This is a genomic window from Xanthomonas euvesicatoria pv. euvesicatoria (assembly GCF_020880415.1).
In the GTDB taxonomy this organism is placed as follows: domain Bacteria; phylum Pseudomonadota; class Gammaproteobacteria; order Xanthomonadales; family Xanthomonadaceae; genus Xanthomonas; species Xanthomonas euvesicatoria.
The window spans coordinates 191,383-209,798 of record NZ_JAJIUJ010000103.1; the positions used below are offsets into that span (position 1 = coordinate 191,383).

Genomic DNA, 18,416 nt, shown 5'->3' on the forward strand with positions numbered 1-18,416 from the left:
CCAGCGCAGCGGGACCGGCACGGACCGACCTTGCCGGCTGACCAGCGCGGCAGCCGCCACGAAGGCACCGCTGCGCGCATGCGTGCTCACCGACCTCGTCACTGCCCGCTGCCGTGCGGTGGGACGACTTGTGCAGGAGCTATCGACCCAAGGCGTGCGCGGTGTCGTCCAGCGCGGCCCAGGCCTTGTCGAACAGTTCGTCGACCTGCTCCCGGGTAATGATCAACGGCGGCGACAGCAGCATGGCATCGTAGGTCGCGCGCAGGATCAGCCCGCGGCGCAGCGCGAAATCGCGACACATCGCCCCTACCCGCCCGCGCCCGGGGAAATACGCACCACGGCGCTGCTTGTCCGGCACCAGCTCCAGCGCCCCGACCAGCCCGGCGATGCGTGCCTCGCCCACCAACCGGTGCTCGCCCAGGGCGGCCCAGCGCTGCGCCAGGTACGGCGCAACCTGCGTGCGCGCGGTCTCGACAATGCCCTCGTCCTGCAGCAGGCGCAGGTTTTCCAGCGCCACCGCCGCGCACACCGGATGCCCGGCATAGGTACCACCGTGCGCCAGCTCGCCGCCTTGGGTCTTGAGTACACCGGCCACGCGGTCGTTGAACATGGCTGCCGCCAGCGGGATGTAGCCGGAGGTGATGCCTTTGGCCAGCGTCATCACGTCGGGCTGGAAGCCGAAGTACTCCGCACCGAACCACTCGCCGGTGCGGCCGAAACCGCAGATCACTTCATCGGCGACCAGCAGGACGTCGTAGCGCCGACAAATCCGCTCGATTTCCGGCCAGTAACTGCGCGGTGGGATATAGACGCCGATCGCGCCCATGATCGGCTCACCGATGAACGCAGCCACATGTTCGGGGCCGAGTTCCAGAATCTTGTCCTCCAGACGACGTGCCGCCAGCAACCCGTAGTCCTCCGGATCCATCTGCCCGCCATCGCCGAAGTGATACGGCGGTGCGATGTGATGGATATCGGCAATCGGCAACCCGCCCTGCCGGTGCATCCCCTTCATGCCGCCCAGGCTGGCGCCGGCCATGGTGGTGCCGTGATAGCCATCGTGGCGGCCGATGAAGATGCGTTTTTGCGGCTGCCCCTGCACGGCCCAGAAATGCCGCACCAGGCGCAGGATGGTGTCGTTGGCCTCGGACCCGGAGTTGGCGAAGAACGCATGATTCAAATCGCCCGGCGCCAACGCCGCCAGCTTGGCCGCCAGCCGGATGGTGGGTTCGGTGGTGCACTGGAAGAAGCTGTTGTAGTAGGCCAGCTGCTCCATCTGACGCGCCGCTGCCTGCGCCAGTTCCTCGCGCCCGTAGCCGACATTGACGCACCACAGTCCGCCGAACGCATCCAGAAACTGATTGCCGTCGGCATCCCACACGTACACGCCCTCACCGCGCGTCAGGATGCGCGTGCCCTTGTGCGCCAATGCCGCGTTGTCGTTGAACGGATGCAGATGATGGGCGGCGTCGAGCCGCTGCAACGCCTTGAGCACCGAAGGATCCACGACCTGCTCCGCGCGTGAGGGGTTACAAGCATACCCAGGCCCTGTTGCCGGACCGTGGACGGTTTTGCAGAACGCCCGGCCAATCGCTTGCACACCCGGCAGGCAGCTTGGCCGCGAGAACTTCCGTTGCCGCCGAGGTTGCCCTCATCCATCCTTCGGGCAGTTTTCCCGGGAGGAGAAGGAACACAGCACGCGCGTGAGATGCAAGAACGCCTCACACATTCAACAACAAGAACTCCCGTTCCCACGAACTGATGACCCGGAAAAACGTCTCGTACTCTTTTCGCTTCACCGAGATGTATGCGCGCACGAACCGCCGCCCCAACATCTCCTGCAACGCCTCGCAGCCTTCCAGTTCATCCAGCGCTTCGCCCAGCGAGCGCGGCAAATCGTAGCCCTGCTCCTTGCCATTGCTGCTGATCGGCGCGGTCGGTTCGAGCTTTTCGCCGATCCCCAATAACCCGCAGGCCAAGGTCGCTGCCATGGCCAGATACGGGTTGGCGTCGGAGCCGGCAAAGCGGCTTTCCACCCGCATGTTCTGCGGCGCATCGATGGGCACGCGCAGCCCGCAGGTGCGGTTGTCGAAGCCCCACAGCACATTGCTCGGCGACACCTCGCCGAACATCAACCGCCGGTATGAATTGACGTTGGGCGCCAGCAGGCCCATCGCCATCGGAATGTATTTCTGCAAGCCGCCCAGATAATGCGCGAAGGTATCGCTGAAACCGCCCTCGCGCTTGCCGCTGAACACGTTCTTGCCGGTGCCGGCATGCAACAGGCTCTGGTGGATATGCATCGCACTGCCTGGCTCGGTTTCCATTGGTTTGGCCAGGAACGTGGCATACACACCGTGCCGCAGCGCGGCTTCGCGCATGGTGCGCTTGAACAGGAACACCTGGTCCGCGCGCGACATCGGGTCGGCATGGGTGAAGTTGACTTCCAACTGCGCGGCGCCGGATTCGTGGATCAGCGTGTCCACGTCCAGCTCCATCGCATCGCAGTAGTCGTACATCAGGTCCAGGATGGGGTCGAACTCGTTGACCGCGTCGATCGAGTACGACTGCCGCGCCGTTTCCGGCCGCCCGGAGCGCCCTGCCGGCGGCAACAACGGGAAGTCGGGGTCGGTATTTTTCTGCACCAGGAAGAACTCCAGTTCCGGTGCCACCACCGGTTGCAGCTTGGCCTGGGCATAGGCGTCCAGCACGCGGCGCAGCACGTTGCGCGGGGCAAGTTCGTGCGGCTGGCCATCCTTGGTATAGCAGTCGTGGATGACCTGCGCGGTGGGGTCGGCCGCCCACGGCACCATGCGCACGGTGCTGGCATCCGGGCGCAGATGCATGTCCGAATCCGACGGTGAGGTGAGCGCGTAATAATCGTCGGGGAAATCGCCGGTCACGGTGGTGGCGAAGATGCCTTCCGGCAGGCGCGTCCCGTAGTCATGCGAGAACTTGTCGGCGGGAATGATCTTGCCGCGCGCGTTGCCGGTAATGTCCGGCACCAGGCATTCCACCTCGGTGATGCTGCGCTCCTTCAGCCAGCGGCGCAGCGCGCTCTCCGGCTGCTTGGACGGGGTCTTGCGCGAACGCGTGCGGATGGACATGCAACCTCACTTGCCGCGTCGCGCGGCGTATTGGCGACAGGCCTCGCCGAAGGCCTGAAAGATGGCACGGTAGAACGGATGCTGTGTGACACGCCATTCCGGATGCCACTGCACTGCCAGCAGAAACCCCGGGCCGGAGCCGCGGAACGCTTCGATCAGCCCGTCCGGCGCGGTGGCTTCGATCAACAACCCCTCAGCCAGCGTGGCAATGCCCTGCCCGTGCAGGGAATTGACCCAGACCTGGGCGCTATCGCTCATGCCCGCCAGCCAGCCGCCGGGATGCAGGTGCACCACATGCGCCGGGCCATATTGCATGTCTATCGGTGTGCCGCGGTCTTCCCGGTGGTCGGCCAGGCCGGGCACGTCGTGCACGCGCTGATGCAGGCGCCCGCCCAGTGCCACATTGACCTCCTGCAGCCCGCGGCAGATCGCCAGCACCGGCAGGCCACGCGCAAGCGCCTGCGGGATGAGCGCAAGGATGGTGGCATCGCGCGCCGGGTCGTGCGGGTTGCCTTCCCAGCTGGGCTCGTCACTGTAGTGATGCGGCTCCACATTGCTGACCGCCCCGGTCAACAACAGCCCATCCAGCCGCTCCAGCCACGCGCCTGCATCCAATGCCGGCTGCAGGCTGGGCAACAGCACCGGCATCGCGGCGGCTGCCTCGATCACCGCGCGGATGTACTTCTCGCCGGCAGCCAGAAACGGGTGAGGCCCTTGCAGGATGCGATCGGTCGGCAGGCCGACCAGCGGAACGACTGCCATACGCAAAAATCCGATACGTTCGGTGGAACGTCGATACGCTCGAAGTTACCGCGCCATTGCCGGCATTGCCAAGCGTGCCACTGCGCTTGCGATTACTCACGCGCGCTTTGCTACGCTGCGTGGCGACTTCGCAGGTGTTGCCCATGGCTTCCGAAAACTCCATCGCCTCCCTGCCGGCTGCCGATGCCCACACCCTCTCTCGCATCGCCGGGTGCGAGTCTGTCGATCTGTTATTGCCCGACACCAACGGCGTGCTGCGCGGCAAGCGGGTGACCGCCGAGGCCCTGGGCAAGGTGTATCGCGAGGGCGTGTGCCTGCCGATGTCGCTGATCGCCACCGACATTACCGGCAACACGGTGGAAGAAACCGGGCTTGGCTACGCGATCGGCGACGCCGACCGCATCTGCCGGCCGATCGAAGGCTCACTACGCCCGGTGCCCTGGGCGCCAAGGCCGATGGCGCAACTGCTGCTGGCGATGCATACCCCCGAACGCGCGCTGTTCGAAGTCGCCCCGCGTGCGGTGTTGCAGCGCGTGTTGCAGGGGTTTGGCGCACTCGGCCTGACCCCGGTCATCGCAGTGGAGCTGGAGTTTTACCTGTTCGACGCCATCGCCGATGCACAGGGGCGCCCGCAGACCCCGCGCGACCCGATCACCGGCGAACGCAGCAACAGCACGCAGGTGTATTCGCTGCAGGATCTGGACGACCAGCGTGGTTTCACCGATGCGGTCACCGCCGCTTGCAGACAGCAAGGCATTCCGGCCGACACCGCCGTGGCCGAGTACGCTCCCGGCCAGTTCGAAATCAATCTGCACCACCGTGCCGATGCGGTGGCCGCCTGCGACGAGGCAATTCTGCTCAAGCGCACCATCAAAGCCATTGCGCAGCAGCAGGGCAAGCTGGCCAGCTTCATGGCCAAGCCTTTCCCCGGCCAGGCCGGCAGCGGCCTGCATCTGCATGTGAGCCTGCTCGATGCCGCCGGGCACAACGTGCTGGCCAGCGCCGCCGACGCGCCTGCGCAGCCGCTACGCCACGCCATCGCCGGGCTGCAGCGGCATGCGGATGCCTCGCTCCTGATGTTCGCCCCGCATGCCAACAGCTATCGCCGCTTCGTCAGCAACGCGTTCGTGCCACTGGATGCAAGCTGGGGTTTCAACAACCGCACCGTGGCGCTGCGCATCCCGCACAGCGATGCGCACAACACCCGCATCGAACACCGCATTGCCGGTGCCGATGCCAACCCGTATCTGGCCGCTGCAGCCGTGCTGGCCGCGATGCTGGACGGCCTGCGGCAGCCGGCCGAACCCACCGCGGCGATCACCGGCAATGCGTACGCGCAGTCGGTGTTCACCCCGCGCAGCTGGCAAGGCGCGGTGGATGCGTTCCTCGGCAGCGACTTCATCGCCGAGCAGTTCGGCATGCAGTTCCAGCACGTATTCGGCCAGCAGAAGCAACGCGAGCTGCTCGACTACCAGGCGCAGGTCCCCGACCTGGATTACGCGCGGTACCTGCGCACCGTGTGATGGCTTCCCCCCACGCGCCACCGCCGCACAGCGATTCAGCGGGCAATGGGTATCCGGACAGCTGGTACGCACGCAGCACGCCGGGCCTGCCCCAACAACCGCGCCTGCAAGGCGCCGAGCACGCCGACGTCTGCATTCTCGGCGGTGGCTATACCGGCCTCGCCGCCGCGCTGGCGCTGGCCGAGGCCGGTTACGCCGTCATCGTGCTGGAAGCCCGGCGTGTGGGCTGGGGCGCGTCCGGGCGCAATGGCGGCCAAGCCATCGTTGGCTATGGGTGCGAGCAGGAAACGCTGGAAGCGCTGGTCGGCAACGACGATGCTCGCCTGTTGTTCGATTTCTCGCGCGACGGCATGCGCCTGCTGCGGGAGCGCATCGCGCGCCATGCCATCGCCTGCGACTGGCGCGACGGCCACGCGCATGTGCCGCTGAAGCCGCGTCAGGTGCAGGCGCTGCAACACGGCATCGTGCGCATGGCCGAACGCTACGACTACCCGCTGCAATGGTGGGACCGCGCACGCACCCGCCAGGTGCTGGACAGCCCGCTGTACCTGGGCGCCATGTTCGACCCTGCCAGCGGCCATCTGCAGCCGCTGGCCTATGCACTGGGCCTGGCGCGGGCCGCGCTGGCCGCCGGCGTGCGCATCTACGAGGACTCGGCCGTGACCAGGCAGCGGCCCGGCGCGCGCGTGGTGATGCATACCGCCCACGGCAACGTGACTGCCGCGTTCGGTGTGATCGCCGGCAATGCACTGCTGCGCGGCATCGCCCCGACGCTGGAGCAGCGCATCATGCCGGTCGGCACCTATGTCGGCGCCACGCCGCCGCTGGGCCAGGCGCGTGCACGCGCCCTGATCGCCAACGACATGGCGGTGGCCGATACCAACTGGGCACTGGATTACTATCGGCTCAGTGCCGATCACCGCCTGCTGTTCGGTGGGCGCGCCAGTTACTCCTCGCGTCCGCCTGCGGGCTTGCAGCGCCTGATGACCCAGCGCATGCATACGGTATTCCCGCAGCTGCACGACGTGCCGCTGGAAACGCTGTGGGGCGGCTACGTGGACATCTCGCGCAACCGTGCGCCGCACTGGGGCCGGCTGGCGCCCAATCTGTACTTCGCACAGGGCTTTTCCGGACATGGCGTGGCGGCCACCGGCCTGGCCGGCCAGGTCATTGCCGAGGCCATCGCCGGCCAGAGCCGGCGCCTGGACGTGTTCGAACGCATTCCGCACCGCCCGTTCCCCGGCGGGCGGCGGCTACGGACCCCGCTACTGGTGGCGGCGATGAGCTGGTATCGGCTGCGCGATGCGCTGTGGTGAGCGCCACGCTTTGGAACGTGGTGCTCAAGTTTTGGCGAGCAGGGCCGTTAGCTGACCTGACGGTTCGATCCAGACGGCCAGCCGATGTCCCCAGGTACCCTACATCGCAATAGTGAAAGTGCAGTTCTGCCGCAGCGCGTGCTGTTGGTGGAGAACTCGCGCACGTTCACCAGCATGCTGCGCGAAGCCATCGAGCAACGCGTGGAACTCCCGGTCACGGTCGTCTCGACCCTGGCCGAAGCCGCGCGCGTGCTCGACGAAGAGGACGGCTGGTTCCTGGTCCTCACCGGCCTGGTACTGGTGGACGGCGACCGCGACAAGGTTGTGGAATTCTTTCTCTCGCGCAAACTGCCCACCGTGGTGGTCAGCGGCGTGTACGACGAAGACCTGCGCCAGCGCGTGCTGCAGCAGCAGATCATCGATTACGTGCTGAAAAATGCACCGGGCAGCATCGAATACCTGGCATGGCTGGTGCAGCGCCTGGAGCGCAATCGCCGGATCGCCGCCCTGGTGGTGGACGACTCGCTGTCGGCACGCACCTATGCCGGCGCGCTGCTGTCCATGTACGGCTACCGCGTGGTGCTGGCGGCCGACGGCGCTGCCGGACTGGACGCCATCGAACGCGACCCCGGCATCCGCCTGACCATCGTCGACCAGGAAATGCCTGGGATGGATGGCGTGGAATTCACCCGCCGGCTGCGCGCGATCCGCTCGCGTGACAAGGTGGCGGTGATCGGCATTTCCGGCAATAGCGATTCGTCGCTGATTCCGCGTTTCCTGAAGAACGGCGCCAACGACTTCCTGCGCAAACCCTTCTCGCGCGAAGAATTCTTCTGCCGCGTATCGCAAAACGTGGACCAGTTGGAACTGATCGGCACGCTGCAGGATCTGGCCACCCGCGACTTCCTCACCGGCCTGCCCAACCGGCGCTACTTTCTGGAACAGAGCCAGCGCGTCATTCCCAAGCTGCTGTTGCAGGACCAGACGGTGACCGCGGCGATGGTGGATATCGACCATTTCAAGCACATCAACGACACCTGGGGCCACGAAGCCGGCGACCAGGCATTGCGTGCCGTGGCCGCTTCGGTGTCCGGGCATGCGCGGCCGCAAGACCTGGTCGCACGCTTCGGCGGCGAAGAGTTCTGCCTGCTGGTGCCCGGGCTGGATGCGGCCAATGCCACCAGCTATTTCGAAACCCTGCGCGAACGCATCAGCGCCTTGCGCGTGCGCGTGGGAGACGAGACGTTGAGCATGACGGTGAGCATCGGCGTATGCATCGCCAGCGAAAGCGACCAATCGCTGCATTACCTGCTGAACGAAGCGGACAAGCACCTGTATCTGGCCAAGGCCGGCGGCCGTAACCAGGTGCGTCTGGCAAGCTGATCCAGCGTCGCCTGCAGGCCCAAGCGGCGCGTGCGGATGACGCGCCTGCCGACATGCCTTGATCCAGATCAACGCACTGCCGGCGCGCGCGGCTTACCGTATGCCCATCGCATTGGGCAAGGTACTTCGATGGCACTGCTGGTCTGGCAGGACGACCTCAACACCGGGATCGAGGTCATCGATCATCAACACCGGCGCATTGTGGACATGATCAATCAGCTGCATGTTGCGCAGACCAGTCTGCAGCAACTGGCAGTGGCGGAGGTGATCGACGAACTGATCGATTACACGCTCTCGCACTTCGCCTTCGAAGAAGAACTGATGCAGGAAGCCGGCTATCCCTTCAGCCAGGCCCACCAGCGCGTGCATGCGGTGTTCGGGAAGCGTGTCGGCGAATACCGCCTGCGCTTCCAGGCCGGCGAAGACGTCAGCGACGAACTGCGCAACATGCTCTCACGCTGGCTGTTCAACCATATTCGCGGTGACGATCAGGCCTACGCACCGCAGGTGATCGCACACCTGGACCGGTTTTCGCGCACCCATCAGCATGGTGGCTGGCTGGGCCGCACGCTCAAGCGGATCTTCGGCTAGCAGCCAGATCAACGCCTCGGCTCTGCAGCAGCGCACCGAAGCGCGCGCCATCGCGTCATCGTGGGCCGCCGCGTTGCTGCACGATCGCAGACTCCATCAACCGTTGCGATCTGCGCTCAGCGACGCCAGCGCCGCGCCACGACCAGCGCCATCAGGCTCAGCACGGCCGCCCCGCCCAGGTAATACCCTACCGATTGCACGCCGTAACTGGCCGCCAGTTGCGTGGCCACGTAGGGCGCCGGCGCCGCGCCCAGGATGCTGGCCAGATTGAACGACAGCGATGCGCCGGTGTAGCGCACCTCGGTGGGATACAGCTCGGCCAGCAACGTGCCGCAGGGACCATAGGTCAGGCCCATGAAGAAAAATCCCAGCGACAGGAACGCCAGCACCTGCAACGGGTGACTGGCCTGAAACAGCGGCGCAAACGCCAGGCCGAATGCCACGATGGCGATGCTGGCCAGCATCATCGCCAGCGGCGCGCCGTGCCGGTCGCCAAACTTGGCCGACAGCGGAATGCCGAGCGCAAAAAACACGATGCCGGCCATCTGCAACAACAGGAATTGTTCCTTGTCGTAGCCCAGCGTCTTGGTGCCATAGCCGAGCGCGAACACCGTCATCAGATAAAACAGCACGAAGGTGGCGAACGCGCCCAGCGTGCCGACGATCAGCGCCGGCCAATGCTGCGCGACCACGGTGCCCAGCGGCAGCCTGACACGCGTCTTGCGGTCCAGCGTCTTCTGGAAATCGGGCGTCTCGGTGATGCTCAGGCGCACCCACAGCCCCGTCAGGACCAGCAGCGCACTGGCCAAAAACGGCACGCGCCATCCCCACCGCATGAACTGCGCATCGTCCAGCACTGCGCCCATGCCCAGAAAGGTGCCGGTGGACAACAAGAACCCCAGCGGCGCGCCCAGTTGCGGAAACATGCCGTACCACACCCGCTTGCCCGGCGGCGCGTTCTCGGTGGCCAGCAGCACCGCCCCGCCCCACTCGCCGCCCAGGCCCAACCCCTGGCCGAAGCGGCATAACGCCAGCAACGCAGGCGCAAACACGCCGATCTGCGCGTAACTGGGCAGCAGGCCGATGGCCACGGTGGACAAACCCATCGTCAGCAGCGCTGCCACCAGCGTGGCCTTGCGCCCTACCCGGTCGCCGAAGTGACCGAACACCGCCGAGCCCACCGGCCGCGCGACAAACGCGACCGCAAAGGTCGCCAACGACTGCAACATCGCCGCACTGCCATCGCCGGCGGGAAAGAACAGCGTGGGAAATACCAGCACTGCGGCGGTGGCGTAGATATAGAAATCGAAGAACTCGATGGTGGTGCCGATCAGGCTGGCGAACAGCACGCGCCCATGTGAATTGTTGGGTGCGGCAAGCGGCGCAGCGGCAGTCATGGTTGATCGGCATCCGGGAAGCAAGACGGCCGATTCTGGCAGATCGCGGCACTGCTTTGCGCACAGGAGAGGTGTCCGGCAACGCGTAGCCGGAGATCGTCAACTGCTCAGCCTGCAAGGTGCGAGGTCTTCGCGTTTGCTGCAGGCCCTTGCGCGCCCACCATCGCAGGACACGCCGCAGGTACGCACTTGTAGGCTCCGTGGCGGGCACCCATGCCGCCAAGGGTCCCGCGACGATGGGCCGGCAAGGGCCAGTTGAGTTGGTCGGTCTGCAGAGCTTTCAATCAATCAGCGAGAAGCTCGCTCAACTGCCCTGCAACGTTTGCGCAGCTGATCGCTGCGCATGCTCGGCCAAACCAACCGGCGTCAGTACTGCAAACTGCCGCTCGCCGCGATCTTCCACGCGCACCCAATCCGGACCCGGCTGGCCGTCCAGGTTCGCCGTCCCCAACCAGGCGAGCGTGCGCAGCAGCACGCTCATGCGCACGCCCAGGTGCTTGCATAGCCGGGCCAGCGACACGCCACCGGGCGCGTCGGCAAGCGCATGCAGCAGCTGCACGGTGAGCTGTGGATCAGCGGACAAGCACCGCTCCGATATCGCGCGGCGCCGCATTGGCGGTTTCGGCGCGGTGCGGCAGCACGATGACCGGAATCGACTTGGAGGTCGGCGTACGCGCCTCGTCGGCGAAACTGGACAACGGCACCAGCGCATTGGTTTCCGGGTAGTACGCGGCCAGGCAGCCACGCGGGATGTTGTAGTCCACCAACAGGAAACGCCGCGCCTCGCGGCGCACGCCGTCCTCGCACAGGCTTTCCAGGTCCACCCAATCGCCCGCCTTCATGTTCAACGCCGCGATATCCGCCCCATTGATGAACAGCACGCGGCGCTCGCCGAACACACCGCGATAGCGGTCGTCCAACCCATAGATGGTGGTGTTGTACTGATCGTGCGAACGCGTGGTGGCCAGCGTAAACACCATCTGCTCGGCGTGGCTGCGGCGCGCTCGGTGGATGGGATTGTCGGTGGGCACCGCATGCGGCTTGAACACCGCACGCTGCTCAGGTGTGACCCAGTTGCGGTCGCGCGCGGTATTGGACAAACGGAACCCACCCGGCGTACGCACGCGTTCGTTGAACCCGGCAAAGTCCGGAAACACCTGCGCGATGAGATCGCGCACGCGGTCGTAATCGCCCACCAGCCAGCGCCAGCGGATCGCGCTGCGTGCGCCCAGCGTGGCTTCGGCCATGCGCGCCACGATCGCCGGTTCCGACAGCAGGTCCGGCGAGGCCGGCGGATTGATGCCGGCCGACAGGTGCACCATGCTCATCGAATCTTCCACCGTCACGCCTTGTGCGCCGGCATCCTGGATGTCGATCTCGGTGCGCCCAAGACACGGCAGGATCAACGCATCGCGCCCATGCACCAGGTGGCTGCGATTGAGCTTGGTGGTGACATGCACGGTCAATTCGCAGTTGCGCAACGCGCGGTGCGTGGCATCGGTATCCGGCGTGGCGGCAGCAAAATTGCCGCCCATCGCGAAGAACACCTTGCCCCGCCCATCCAGCATCGCCTCGATCGCACCCACGGTATCGAACCCGTCTGCGCGCGGGGGCGCGAAACCGAACACCGATTGCAGCTTGTCCAGGAACGCGGCCGGCGGCTTTTCATAGATCATCATCGTGCGGTCGCCCTGCACGTTGCTGTGCCCGCGCACCGGGCAGACGCCCGCGCCGGGCCGGCCCAGGTTGCCGCGCAGCAGCAGCAGGTTGGTGATCATGTGGATGGTCGCCACCGAATGCTTGTGCTGGGTGATGCCCATGCCCCAGCAGGCAATCACGCGCTCGGCATTGAGATAGATCTCGCCGGCCTTGCGCAGCGCGGTTTCGTCCAGCCCGGATTCTTCGACGATGGTGTCCCAGCGCTCCGCGTGCACGTCGGCAGCGAACGCCTCGAAATTGGCGGTGTGCGCCTGGATGAACTCCAGGTCCAGCAAGCGCGGCGTGCCATCGCGCTGCGCCTGCGCATCGCGCTCCAGCACGTGCTTGATGATGCCCTTCACCGCAGCCAGGTCGCCGCCGATCTTGAGCTGGAAATAATCCGAAGCGATGCGCGTGGAGCCGTTGTGCAACATCTCCAGCTTGTCCTGCGGGTCGGCGAACTTTTCCAGCCCGCGCTCGCGCAGCGGGTTGAACGCCGCAATCGCCGCACCGCGCTTGGAGGCCTGACGCAACTCGCCCAGCATGCGCGGATGATTGGTGCCCGGGTTCTGCCCGAAGATGAAGATGGCGTCGGCCAGCTCGAAATCGTGCAGCGACACCGTGCCCTTGCCCACGCCGATCTGCGACCGCAGCGCGGTGCCGGAGGGCTCATGGCACATGTTGGAGCAATCGGGGAAATTGTTGGTGCCGAACTCGCGCACGAACAACTGATACAGGAACGCTGCCTCGTTGCTGGTGCGCCCGGAGGTGTAGAAGATCGCCTCATCCGGCGTTGCCAGGCCATTGAGATGCCGCGCGATCTGCGCAAAGGCATCGTCCCAGCTCACCGGCACGTAGTGGTCGGTCGCAGCGTCGTAGCGCATCGGGTGGGTCAGGCGACCCTGCCCTTCCAACCAGTAATCGCTGTATTGCGACAGCAGGCTGACGGTGTGCGAAGCGAACAGCTCCGGCCCGGCGCGACGTGCGGTGGACTCGGCCGCCACGGCCTTGGCGCCGTTTTCGCAGAATTCGAACGTGGACGTGTGGTCGCGATCCGGCCAGGCACAACCGGGGCAGTCGAAACCGTCCGGCTGGTTGGCGTGCAGCAGCGTCTTGGCGCCCTGCACGGCGATGTCCTGTTCCATCAGGTGCTTGGCCACCGAGCGCAATGCGCCCCAGCCGCCCGCGGGATTGTCGTATTGCTTGATGGTTTTCTTGCTCATGCGGGCTCTCCCACCGCAACGCCCAGATCCAGGCGCTGCGGATGGCTGTAAACGACACAATCGTGATCGCGGGCAAACCCGATCAGGGTCAGTCCCGCACTCTCGGCCAGGCTGATCGCCAGCGCAGTTGGCGCCGAAATCGCTGCGAGCAGCGGAATTCGGGCCTGCGCGGCTTTCATGGCCATTTCGTAACTGGCGCGGCTGGTGACCACCGCGAACCCGTGCGATGCATCGATGCGCGCGCGCGCCAATGCACCGATCAATTTATCCAACGCGTTATGCCGGCCCACGTCTTCGCGGACCAGCTGCACATTGCCCTGCGCATCGGCCCAAGCAGCCGCGTGCACGGCGCCGGTCTGCGCGGCGATGGGCTGCCGTGCATGCAGCGCATCCAGCGCATGCGCCAAGGCATCCACGTCGATCTGCAGCGACGAGTGCAGCACCGGCGGCACACGCAGCACCGCTTCGATGGACTCGTTGCCGCACACCCCGCAACCGCTGCGCCCGTCCAGATTGCGCCGCCGTTGGTCCAACGCGGCTGCGCGCTCGGGCGGGATTTCTATTTGCAGCGAAGCGCCTTCCAGAAACGTCTCCACCGCGATCACGCGCAAGTCCTGCGCGTGATCGACGATGCCTTCGCTCAACGAGAACCCCAGTGCGAAATCCTCCAGGTCCTCCGGCGTGGCCATCATCACCGCGAACGGCACGCCGTTGTAGATGAAGGCGACCGGCATTTCGGCCGCCACCATGTCCTGCACCGTGGCGCTGCGGCCGCCTCGATGGCGACGGACCGTGCGTACCACACTGCCCGGACGCACGGAGCGGGAAGACGGACTGGTCATCTCACCTCAATGGAACAGCACGAAGGCTTTTTGCAGCGTGACCCAGATACCGAACAGCATCGGGATACCCACCGCCAGCCAGGCAAACGCGACCAGCGCGGGGTTGCCGCCATGACCGATGCGCGCCATTTGTTCCGGTGGAATCGTGCCGTGCCCGGTGCGGTCGACCTTTTCGTGCGCCAGCTGCTTTTCGCGTGCCAGTTCGTCGGGCGTCATGAAGTGACGTGCGGCCACCGGGCGCACCAACAGATTGCAGATCAGGCCGAGCACGAGCATGCCGGCAAGGATGTACATGGTGGTGTTGTAGACCTGTGACGGCGGGCTGCCGTGCGCCAGCTGGTACTCGCGCATGTAACCCACCACCACCGGACCCAGGATGCCGGCGGTTGCCCAGGCAGTCAGCAACCGGCCGTGGATGGCGCCGACCATCTGGGTACCGAACAGGTCGGCCAGATACGCCGGAATGGTGGCGAAACCGCCGCCGTACATCGACAGGATGATGCAGAAGATGCCCGCAAACAGCGCGATGCCGCCAATACCGCCAGCCGACGGCGCCGCTGCATACAGGCAGATGCCCAGCACGAAGAACAGCGTGTAGGTGTTCTTGCGGCCGAGCTTGTCGGACATGCTGGCCCAGAAGAACCGGCCGCCGATGTTGAACAGGCTGAGCAGACCGGTGAAGCCGGCCGCGATGGCCGCGATGCTGGCCAGCTGGGTCGGATCCAGGCTGGCGAAGCCCACATCCACGCCGATCAGACGGCCGCCGAACACTTCCTGCAACATCGGCGAGGACATGCCGATCACGCCGATGCCGGCCGAGACGTTCAGGCACAGCACGCCCCACAGCAACCAGAACTGCGGGATGCCCCAGACCTTTTTCACATGCACGTGGTTGGCGGTGATCATGGCGTTGCTGCTGGCCACCGGCGCGGTCCAGCCGGCCGGGGTCCAGCCGCTCGGCGGCACGCGGTAACCGAACGCGCCGGCCATCATGAAGACGAAGTACAGCGCCGCCATCACCAGGAAGGTTTCCATCACGCCCACCGAGGTGGGGGTCGCGAAATGGCGCATCAGCGCATCGGCCAAGGGGCTGCCGATCATCGCGCCGCCGCCAAAGCCCATGATCGCCATGCCCGTCGCCATACCGCGTCGGTCCGGGAACCACTTGATCAGCGTCGACACCGGCGAGATGTAGCCCAACCCCAGGCCGATGCCGCCGATCACGCCCGAGCCCAGCCACAGCATCCAGATCTGATGGAAGTGGATGCCGACTGCCGAGATCACCAGCCCGCCGCACCAGCACAGCGCCGAGACCACGCCGGCCTTGCGCGGGCCGGCCCGTTCCAGCCAGCCGCCCCAGATCGCTGCCGAGCACCCCAGCAGCACGAAGAACAGCGTGTACATCCACTGCAGCTCGCTGATCTTCCAGTCGCAGGTGGTGGCCACCATGCGTGCGAACAGGCCCATATCGGCCGGGCATGCGATCGACTCGGTGATGCCCAGCGCCTTGGACAACGGCAGCCAGAACACGCTGAAGCCGTAGGCCATGCCGATGCACAGGTGGATCGCCAGTGCTGCCGGCGGTACCAACCAACGATTGAACCCCGGCCGCGCAATGATGCGCTCCTTGGACAGTAAACCGGCGTCTGCGCCGCTGGCTGTCGCCACGGTGGACCCTTGCGTCATTCTCATTTCCCCCAAAAAACCAACGATGAACTGCGAAAACACGGCTGACAGGACTACCACCAACGCCTGGCGGGCGATGGCGACGTCCTGTCGGCCGTTCCGAATACGATTGATAGCTGCAATCAAATAACGCGTTGCGATATGGGCAGCGACACCGACCAGGCCCAACTGGCGGTCGTCTGGCGCATCATCGGCGATCCCTGCCTGTTTGCAATGCTTGCCAGCGCCCTGCAGTGTTGCAAAGCGCCGCCCATACCCATGTCACGTAAGCGTGCCTTGGTGTTAGCGGCCGCAGCTGCGACTAATTGACTAGTCTGTCTGCACTTCGCCAACCGCGTCGCGAAACCCGTCCCCGCGCCGGCTGCACGCGCAGCGCTGCGGCAGGTGCCGGCATCATCCGCTCCCGGCACCGTCCTACCGGAGTACGCACTAACGCGCCGGCCATTCCCGTGCGCGTACCGGCATCTTAGGTGACGGCCGAGGCGCCAGCTGCGTACAGTCGGGCGATCCTGCACGATGGAGCCTGCCATGCCCCACCACCTTCCCAGCGACGCCGCCGATGCGCTGCAGGCACCGACGCAGCTGGATGCCTTCTGGATGCCGTTCACCGCCAATCGCCAGTTCAAGTCACGGCCTCGCCTGCTGGCCTCGGCGCAGGGCATGCATTACCGCGATGTCCACGGCCGCCAGATTCTGGACGGCACGGCAGGCCTGTGGTGCTGCAATGCAGGACATGGCCGCGAGCGCATCGTGGCCGCCATTCGCGAACAGGCCGGCACGCTGGATTTCGCGCCGACCTTCCAGATGGGCTCGCCGCTGCCCTTCGTACTGGCGCAGCGGCTGGCCGCAATCGCCCCGCCCGGCTTGGGCCATGTGTTCTTCACCAACTCCGGCTCGGAGGCGGTGGATAGCGCGATGAAGATCGTGCTGGCCTACCACCGGTTGCGCGGCGAAGGCCAGCGTACCCGTTTTATCGGCCGCGAAAAGGCTTACCACGGGGTCGGCTTCGGCGGCATGTCGATCGGCGGCCTGCCCAACAACCGCAAGTGGTTCGGCCCGCTGCTGTCCGGTACCGATCATCTGCGGCACACGCTGGATCTGCAGCGCAACGCCTATGCGCGTGGATTGCCCGCACACGGCGCGGAGCTGGCCGACGATCTGGAACGGCTGATCACCCTGCACGATGCATCCACCATCGCCGCAGTGTTCGTCGAACCGGTGTCCGGTTCGGCCGGCGTGATCCTGCCGCCGGAAGGTTACCTGCAGCGGTTGCGCGCCATTTGCGACCGCCACGGCATCGTGCTGGTGTTCGACGAGGTGATCACCGGCTTCGGCCGCGTGGGCAACGCATTCGCCGCGCAGCGCTTCGGCGTCACCCCGGACATCATCACCGCCGCCAAGGGCCTGACCAGCGGCACCGTGCCGATGGGCGCGGTGCTGGTGGCCGATGCGATCTTTGATGCCTTCATGCACGGGCCGCAAAACGCGATCGAGCTCTTTCACGGCTATACCTATTCCGGCCACCCGCTGGCCTGTGCAGCGGCGATTGCCACGCTGGACACCTATGCCGAGGAAGAGCTGTTCACGCGCGCGATCACGCTTGGCCTGCAGTGGGAAGACGCACTGCACGGCCTGCGCGGCTCGCCGCATGTGATCGACATCCGCAACATCGGCCTGATCGGCGCGATCGAGTTGGCACCACGCGACGGCGCCCCGGGCGCGCGCGGTTACGAGGTCTTCGAGCGCTGTTTCCACGAGGGCGGCCTGCTGGTGCGCGTCACCGGCGATGTCATCGCACTGTCACCGCCGCTGATCGTCACCCCGGAGCAGATCGGGCAGATGGTGGAGACGCTGGGCAAGATGCTTCGCCAGGTGGACTAGGCTCGGCTGGCCATAGGCAACGACCGCAACGTCGGCGACGGGCGCCCGCGTGTCACGCATGCAGGCAGCCGTCAAGCGCGCAAAGCCGGGGCCGGCTCACTACAATGCCCGCCCCGCATCCCAGCAGTTGCCGTATGAACATCGTTGTCAAAGAAGAACTCAAGGCCTATATCGACCCGCTGACGCCCGACGAGCACGAGGCGCTGGAACGCAGCCTGCTGGCCGAAGGCTGCCGCGATGCCTTGGTGCTGTGGGGCGATGTGCTGGTGGACGGCCACAACCGCTACGGTATCTGCCAGAAACACGGGCTGCCGTTCCAGACGGTGCAGAACCCGCGCTTCCAGTCCATGCAGGACGTGCACCTGTGGATGATCGAACAGCACCTGGGCCGGCGCAGCGTGTCCGACTTCCAGCGTGGCTTACTGGCGTTGCGCAAGCGCGAGATCCTGGCCGCACGCCAACGCAGCCAGCGCGACGCCGACGCCGCTGCCGAAGCGCCGGCGGTGGCCGGCGACCAGCCGGACACTAGTCTGGAGCAGAGCAGCACGCACACCGCCGACGACACCGACAGCCCGCCGTGGGACGAAACCTCTACCCCGGTCAGCCGTGCCGAGCTGGCCCGCGAAGCGCGCCTGAGCAGCAACCAGGTGGTGATGATCGAACGCATCCACAAGCAGGCCGCGCCGGAAGTGGTGCAGGCGGTCAAGGCGGGCGAGATTTCGATCAGCGCCGCCGCTGCGGTGGCCACGCTGTCGGAGGACGAACAACGCGCCGCCGCGCAGGCCGGCAAGGCCGAACTCAAACAGGCCGCCAAGCGTGTACGCGATGCCAAGCGCAAACCCAAGGCCGACGAGGCCGAAGGTGGCGAAGCCGAACGCCGCGACATCAAGGCCCTGCAGCGCCGCGTCACCGAACTGGAAAACGAGAATGCCGCGCTGCAATCGAAGGTGACCGCACTGCAGGCGCAGCTGGAACGCCTGCGCGGCTGAGTGCACCCGACAGTCGAC

At 65.9% G+C, this 18,416-nt stretch carries 14 protein-coding genes; 6 read left to right on the top strand and 8 right to left on the bottom strand.

Annotated elements, in window-relative coordinates; all coding sequences use genetic code 11:
* Positions 1-139: 139 nt before the first annotated feature.
* From LN450_RS17350 to LN450_RS17360, 3 genes are all read right to left on the bottom strand, one after another.
* Positions 140-1,507, bottom strand: a complete 1,368-nt coding sequence (locus LN450_RS17350; RefSeq protein ID WP_011347793.1) for an aspartate aminotransferase family protein — start codon at positions 1,505-1,507, stop codon at positions 140-142.
* Between the two features lie 214 nt (positions 1,508-1,721).
* Positions 1,722-3,107: a glutamine synthetase family protein gene (locus LN450_RS17355; RefSeq protein WP_008571340.1), complete on the bottom strand. Its 1,386-nt coding sequence runs from the start codon at positions 3,105-3,107 to the stop codon at positions 1,722-1,724.
* 6 nt (positions 3,108-3,113) lie between these two features.
* Positions 3,114-3,869 carry a gamma-glutamyl-gamma-aminobutyrate hydrolase family protein gene (locus tag LN450_RS17360; RefSeq protein ID WP_011347794.1) on the bottom strand — a complete coding sequence of 252 codons (756 nt, stop codon included), beginning with the start codon at positions 3,867-3,869 and terminating at the stop codon, positions 3,114-3,116.
* A 143-nt stretch (positions 3,870-4,012) separates the two neighbouring features.
* Between LN450_RS17360 and LN450_RS17365 the strand changes: the two genes are divergently transcribed.
* The 4 genes from LN450_RS17365 (at position 4,013) to LN450_RS17380 (ending at position 8,682) form a co-directional block, all read left to right on the top strand.
* On the top strand, positions 4,013-5,392 hold the full coding sequence (locus tag LN450_RS17365; RefSeq protein WP_011347795.1) for a glutamine synthetase family protein: 1,380 nt from the start codon (positions 4,013-4,015) through the stop codon (positions 5,390-5,392).
* Positions 5,389-6,708 (top strand): NAD(P)/FAD-dependent oxidoreductase, encoded by a 1,320-nt coding sequence (locus LN450_RS17370; RefSeq protein WP_011347796.1) that lies wholly within the window; start codon positions 5,389-5,391, stop codon positions 6,706-6,708. Before LN450_RS17365 ends, LN450_RS17370 begins: the two co-directional genes overlap by 4 nt.
* 84 nt (positions 6,709-6,792) lie before the next feature.
* Complete coding sequence (locus tag LN450_RS17375) at positions 6,793-8,091, top strand: diguanylate cyclase (RefSeq protein WP_011347797.1); 1,299 nt, start codon at positions 6,793-6,795, stop codon at positions 8,089-8,091.
* 129 nt (positions 8,092-8,220) lie between these two features.
* Positions 8,221-8,682 carry a bacteriohemerythrin gene (locus LN450_RS17380; RefSeq protein WP_005915313.1) on the top strand — a complete coding sequence of 154 codons (462 nt, stop codon included), beginning with the start codon at positions 8,221-8,223 and terminating at the stop codon, positions 8,680-8,682.
* A gap of 116 nt (positions 8,683-8,798) precedes the next feature.
* Here LN450_RS17380 and LN450_RS17385 read toward each other — a convergent pair whose 3' ends face one another.
* The 5 genes from LN450_RS17385 to LN450_RS17405 all read right to left on the bottom strand — a co-directional run bounded on the left by LN450_RS17385 (position 8,799) and on the right by LN450_RS17405 (position 15,528).
* Positions 8,799-10,079, bottom strand: a complete 1,281-nt coding sequence (locus LN450_RS17385) for an MFS transporter (RefSeq protein WP_011347798.1) — start codon at positions 10,077-10,079, stop codon at positions 8,799-8,801.
* 304 nt (positions 10,080-10,383) lie between these two features.
* On the bottom strand, positions 10,384-10,662 hold the full coding sequence (locus tag LN450_RS17390; RefSeq protein ID WP_039417506.1) for a hypothetical protein: 279 nt from the start codon (positions 10,660-10,662) through the stop codon (positions 10,384-10,386).
* A complete protein-coding gene (locus tag LN450_RS17395) occupies positions 10,652-13,000 on the bottom strand; it encodes an FdhF/YdeP family oxidoreductase (RefSeq protein ID WP_011347800.1) in 2,349 nt (782 codons plus the stop codon). The genes LN450_RS17390 and LN450_RS17395 overlap by 11 nt, the downstream gene beginning before the upstream one ends.
* Positions 12,997-13,842, bottom strand: coding sequence for a formate dehydrogenase accessory sulfurtransferase FdhD (gene fdhD, locus LN450_RS17400; protein ID WP_011347801.1), 846 nt, complete (start codon positions 13,840-13,842; stop codon positions 12,997-12,999). Before fdhD ends, LN450_RS17395 begins: the two co-directional genes overlap by 4 nt.
* Positions 13,843-13,848: 6 nt before the next feature.
* Positions 13,849-15,528: an OFA family MFS transporter gene (locus tag LN450_RS17405; RefSeq protein WP_008571350.1), complete on the bottom strand. Its 1,680-nt coding sequence runs from the start codon at positions 15,526-15,528 to the stop codon at positions 13,849-13,851.
* Positions 15,529-16,044: 516 nt separating this feature from the next.
* Between LN450_RS17405 and aptA the strand changes: the two genes are divergently transcribed.
* Complete coding sequence (gene aptA, locus LN450_RS17410) at positions 16,045-17,409, top strand: omega-aminotransferase AptA (RefSeq protein ID WP_170808552.1); 1,365 nt, start codon at positions 16,045-16,047, stop codon at positions 17,407-17,409.
* Positions 17,410-17,543: 134 nt separating this feature from the next.
* Positions 17,544-18,398 carry a plasmid replication/partition related protein gene (locus tag LN450_RS17415; RefSeq protein WP_039417155.1) on the top strand — a complete coding sequence of 285 codons (855 nt, stop codon included), beginning with the start codon at positions 17,544-17,546 and terminating at the stop codon, positions 18,396-18,398.
* Positions 18,399-18,416 lie beyond the last annotated feature (18 nt).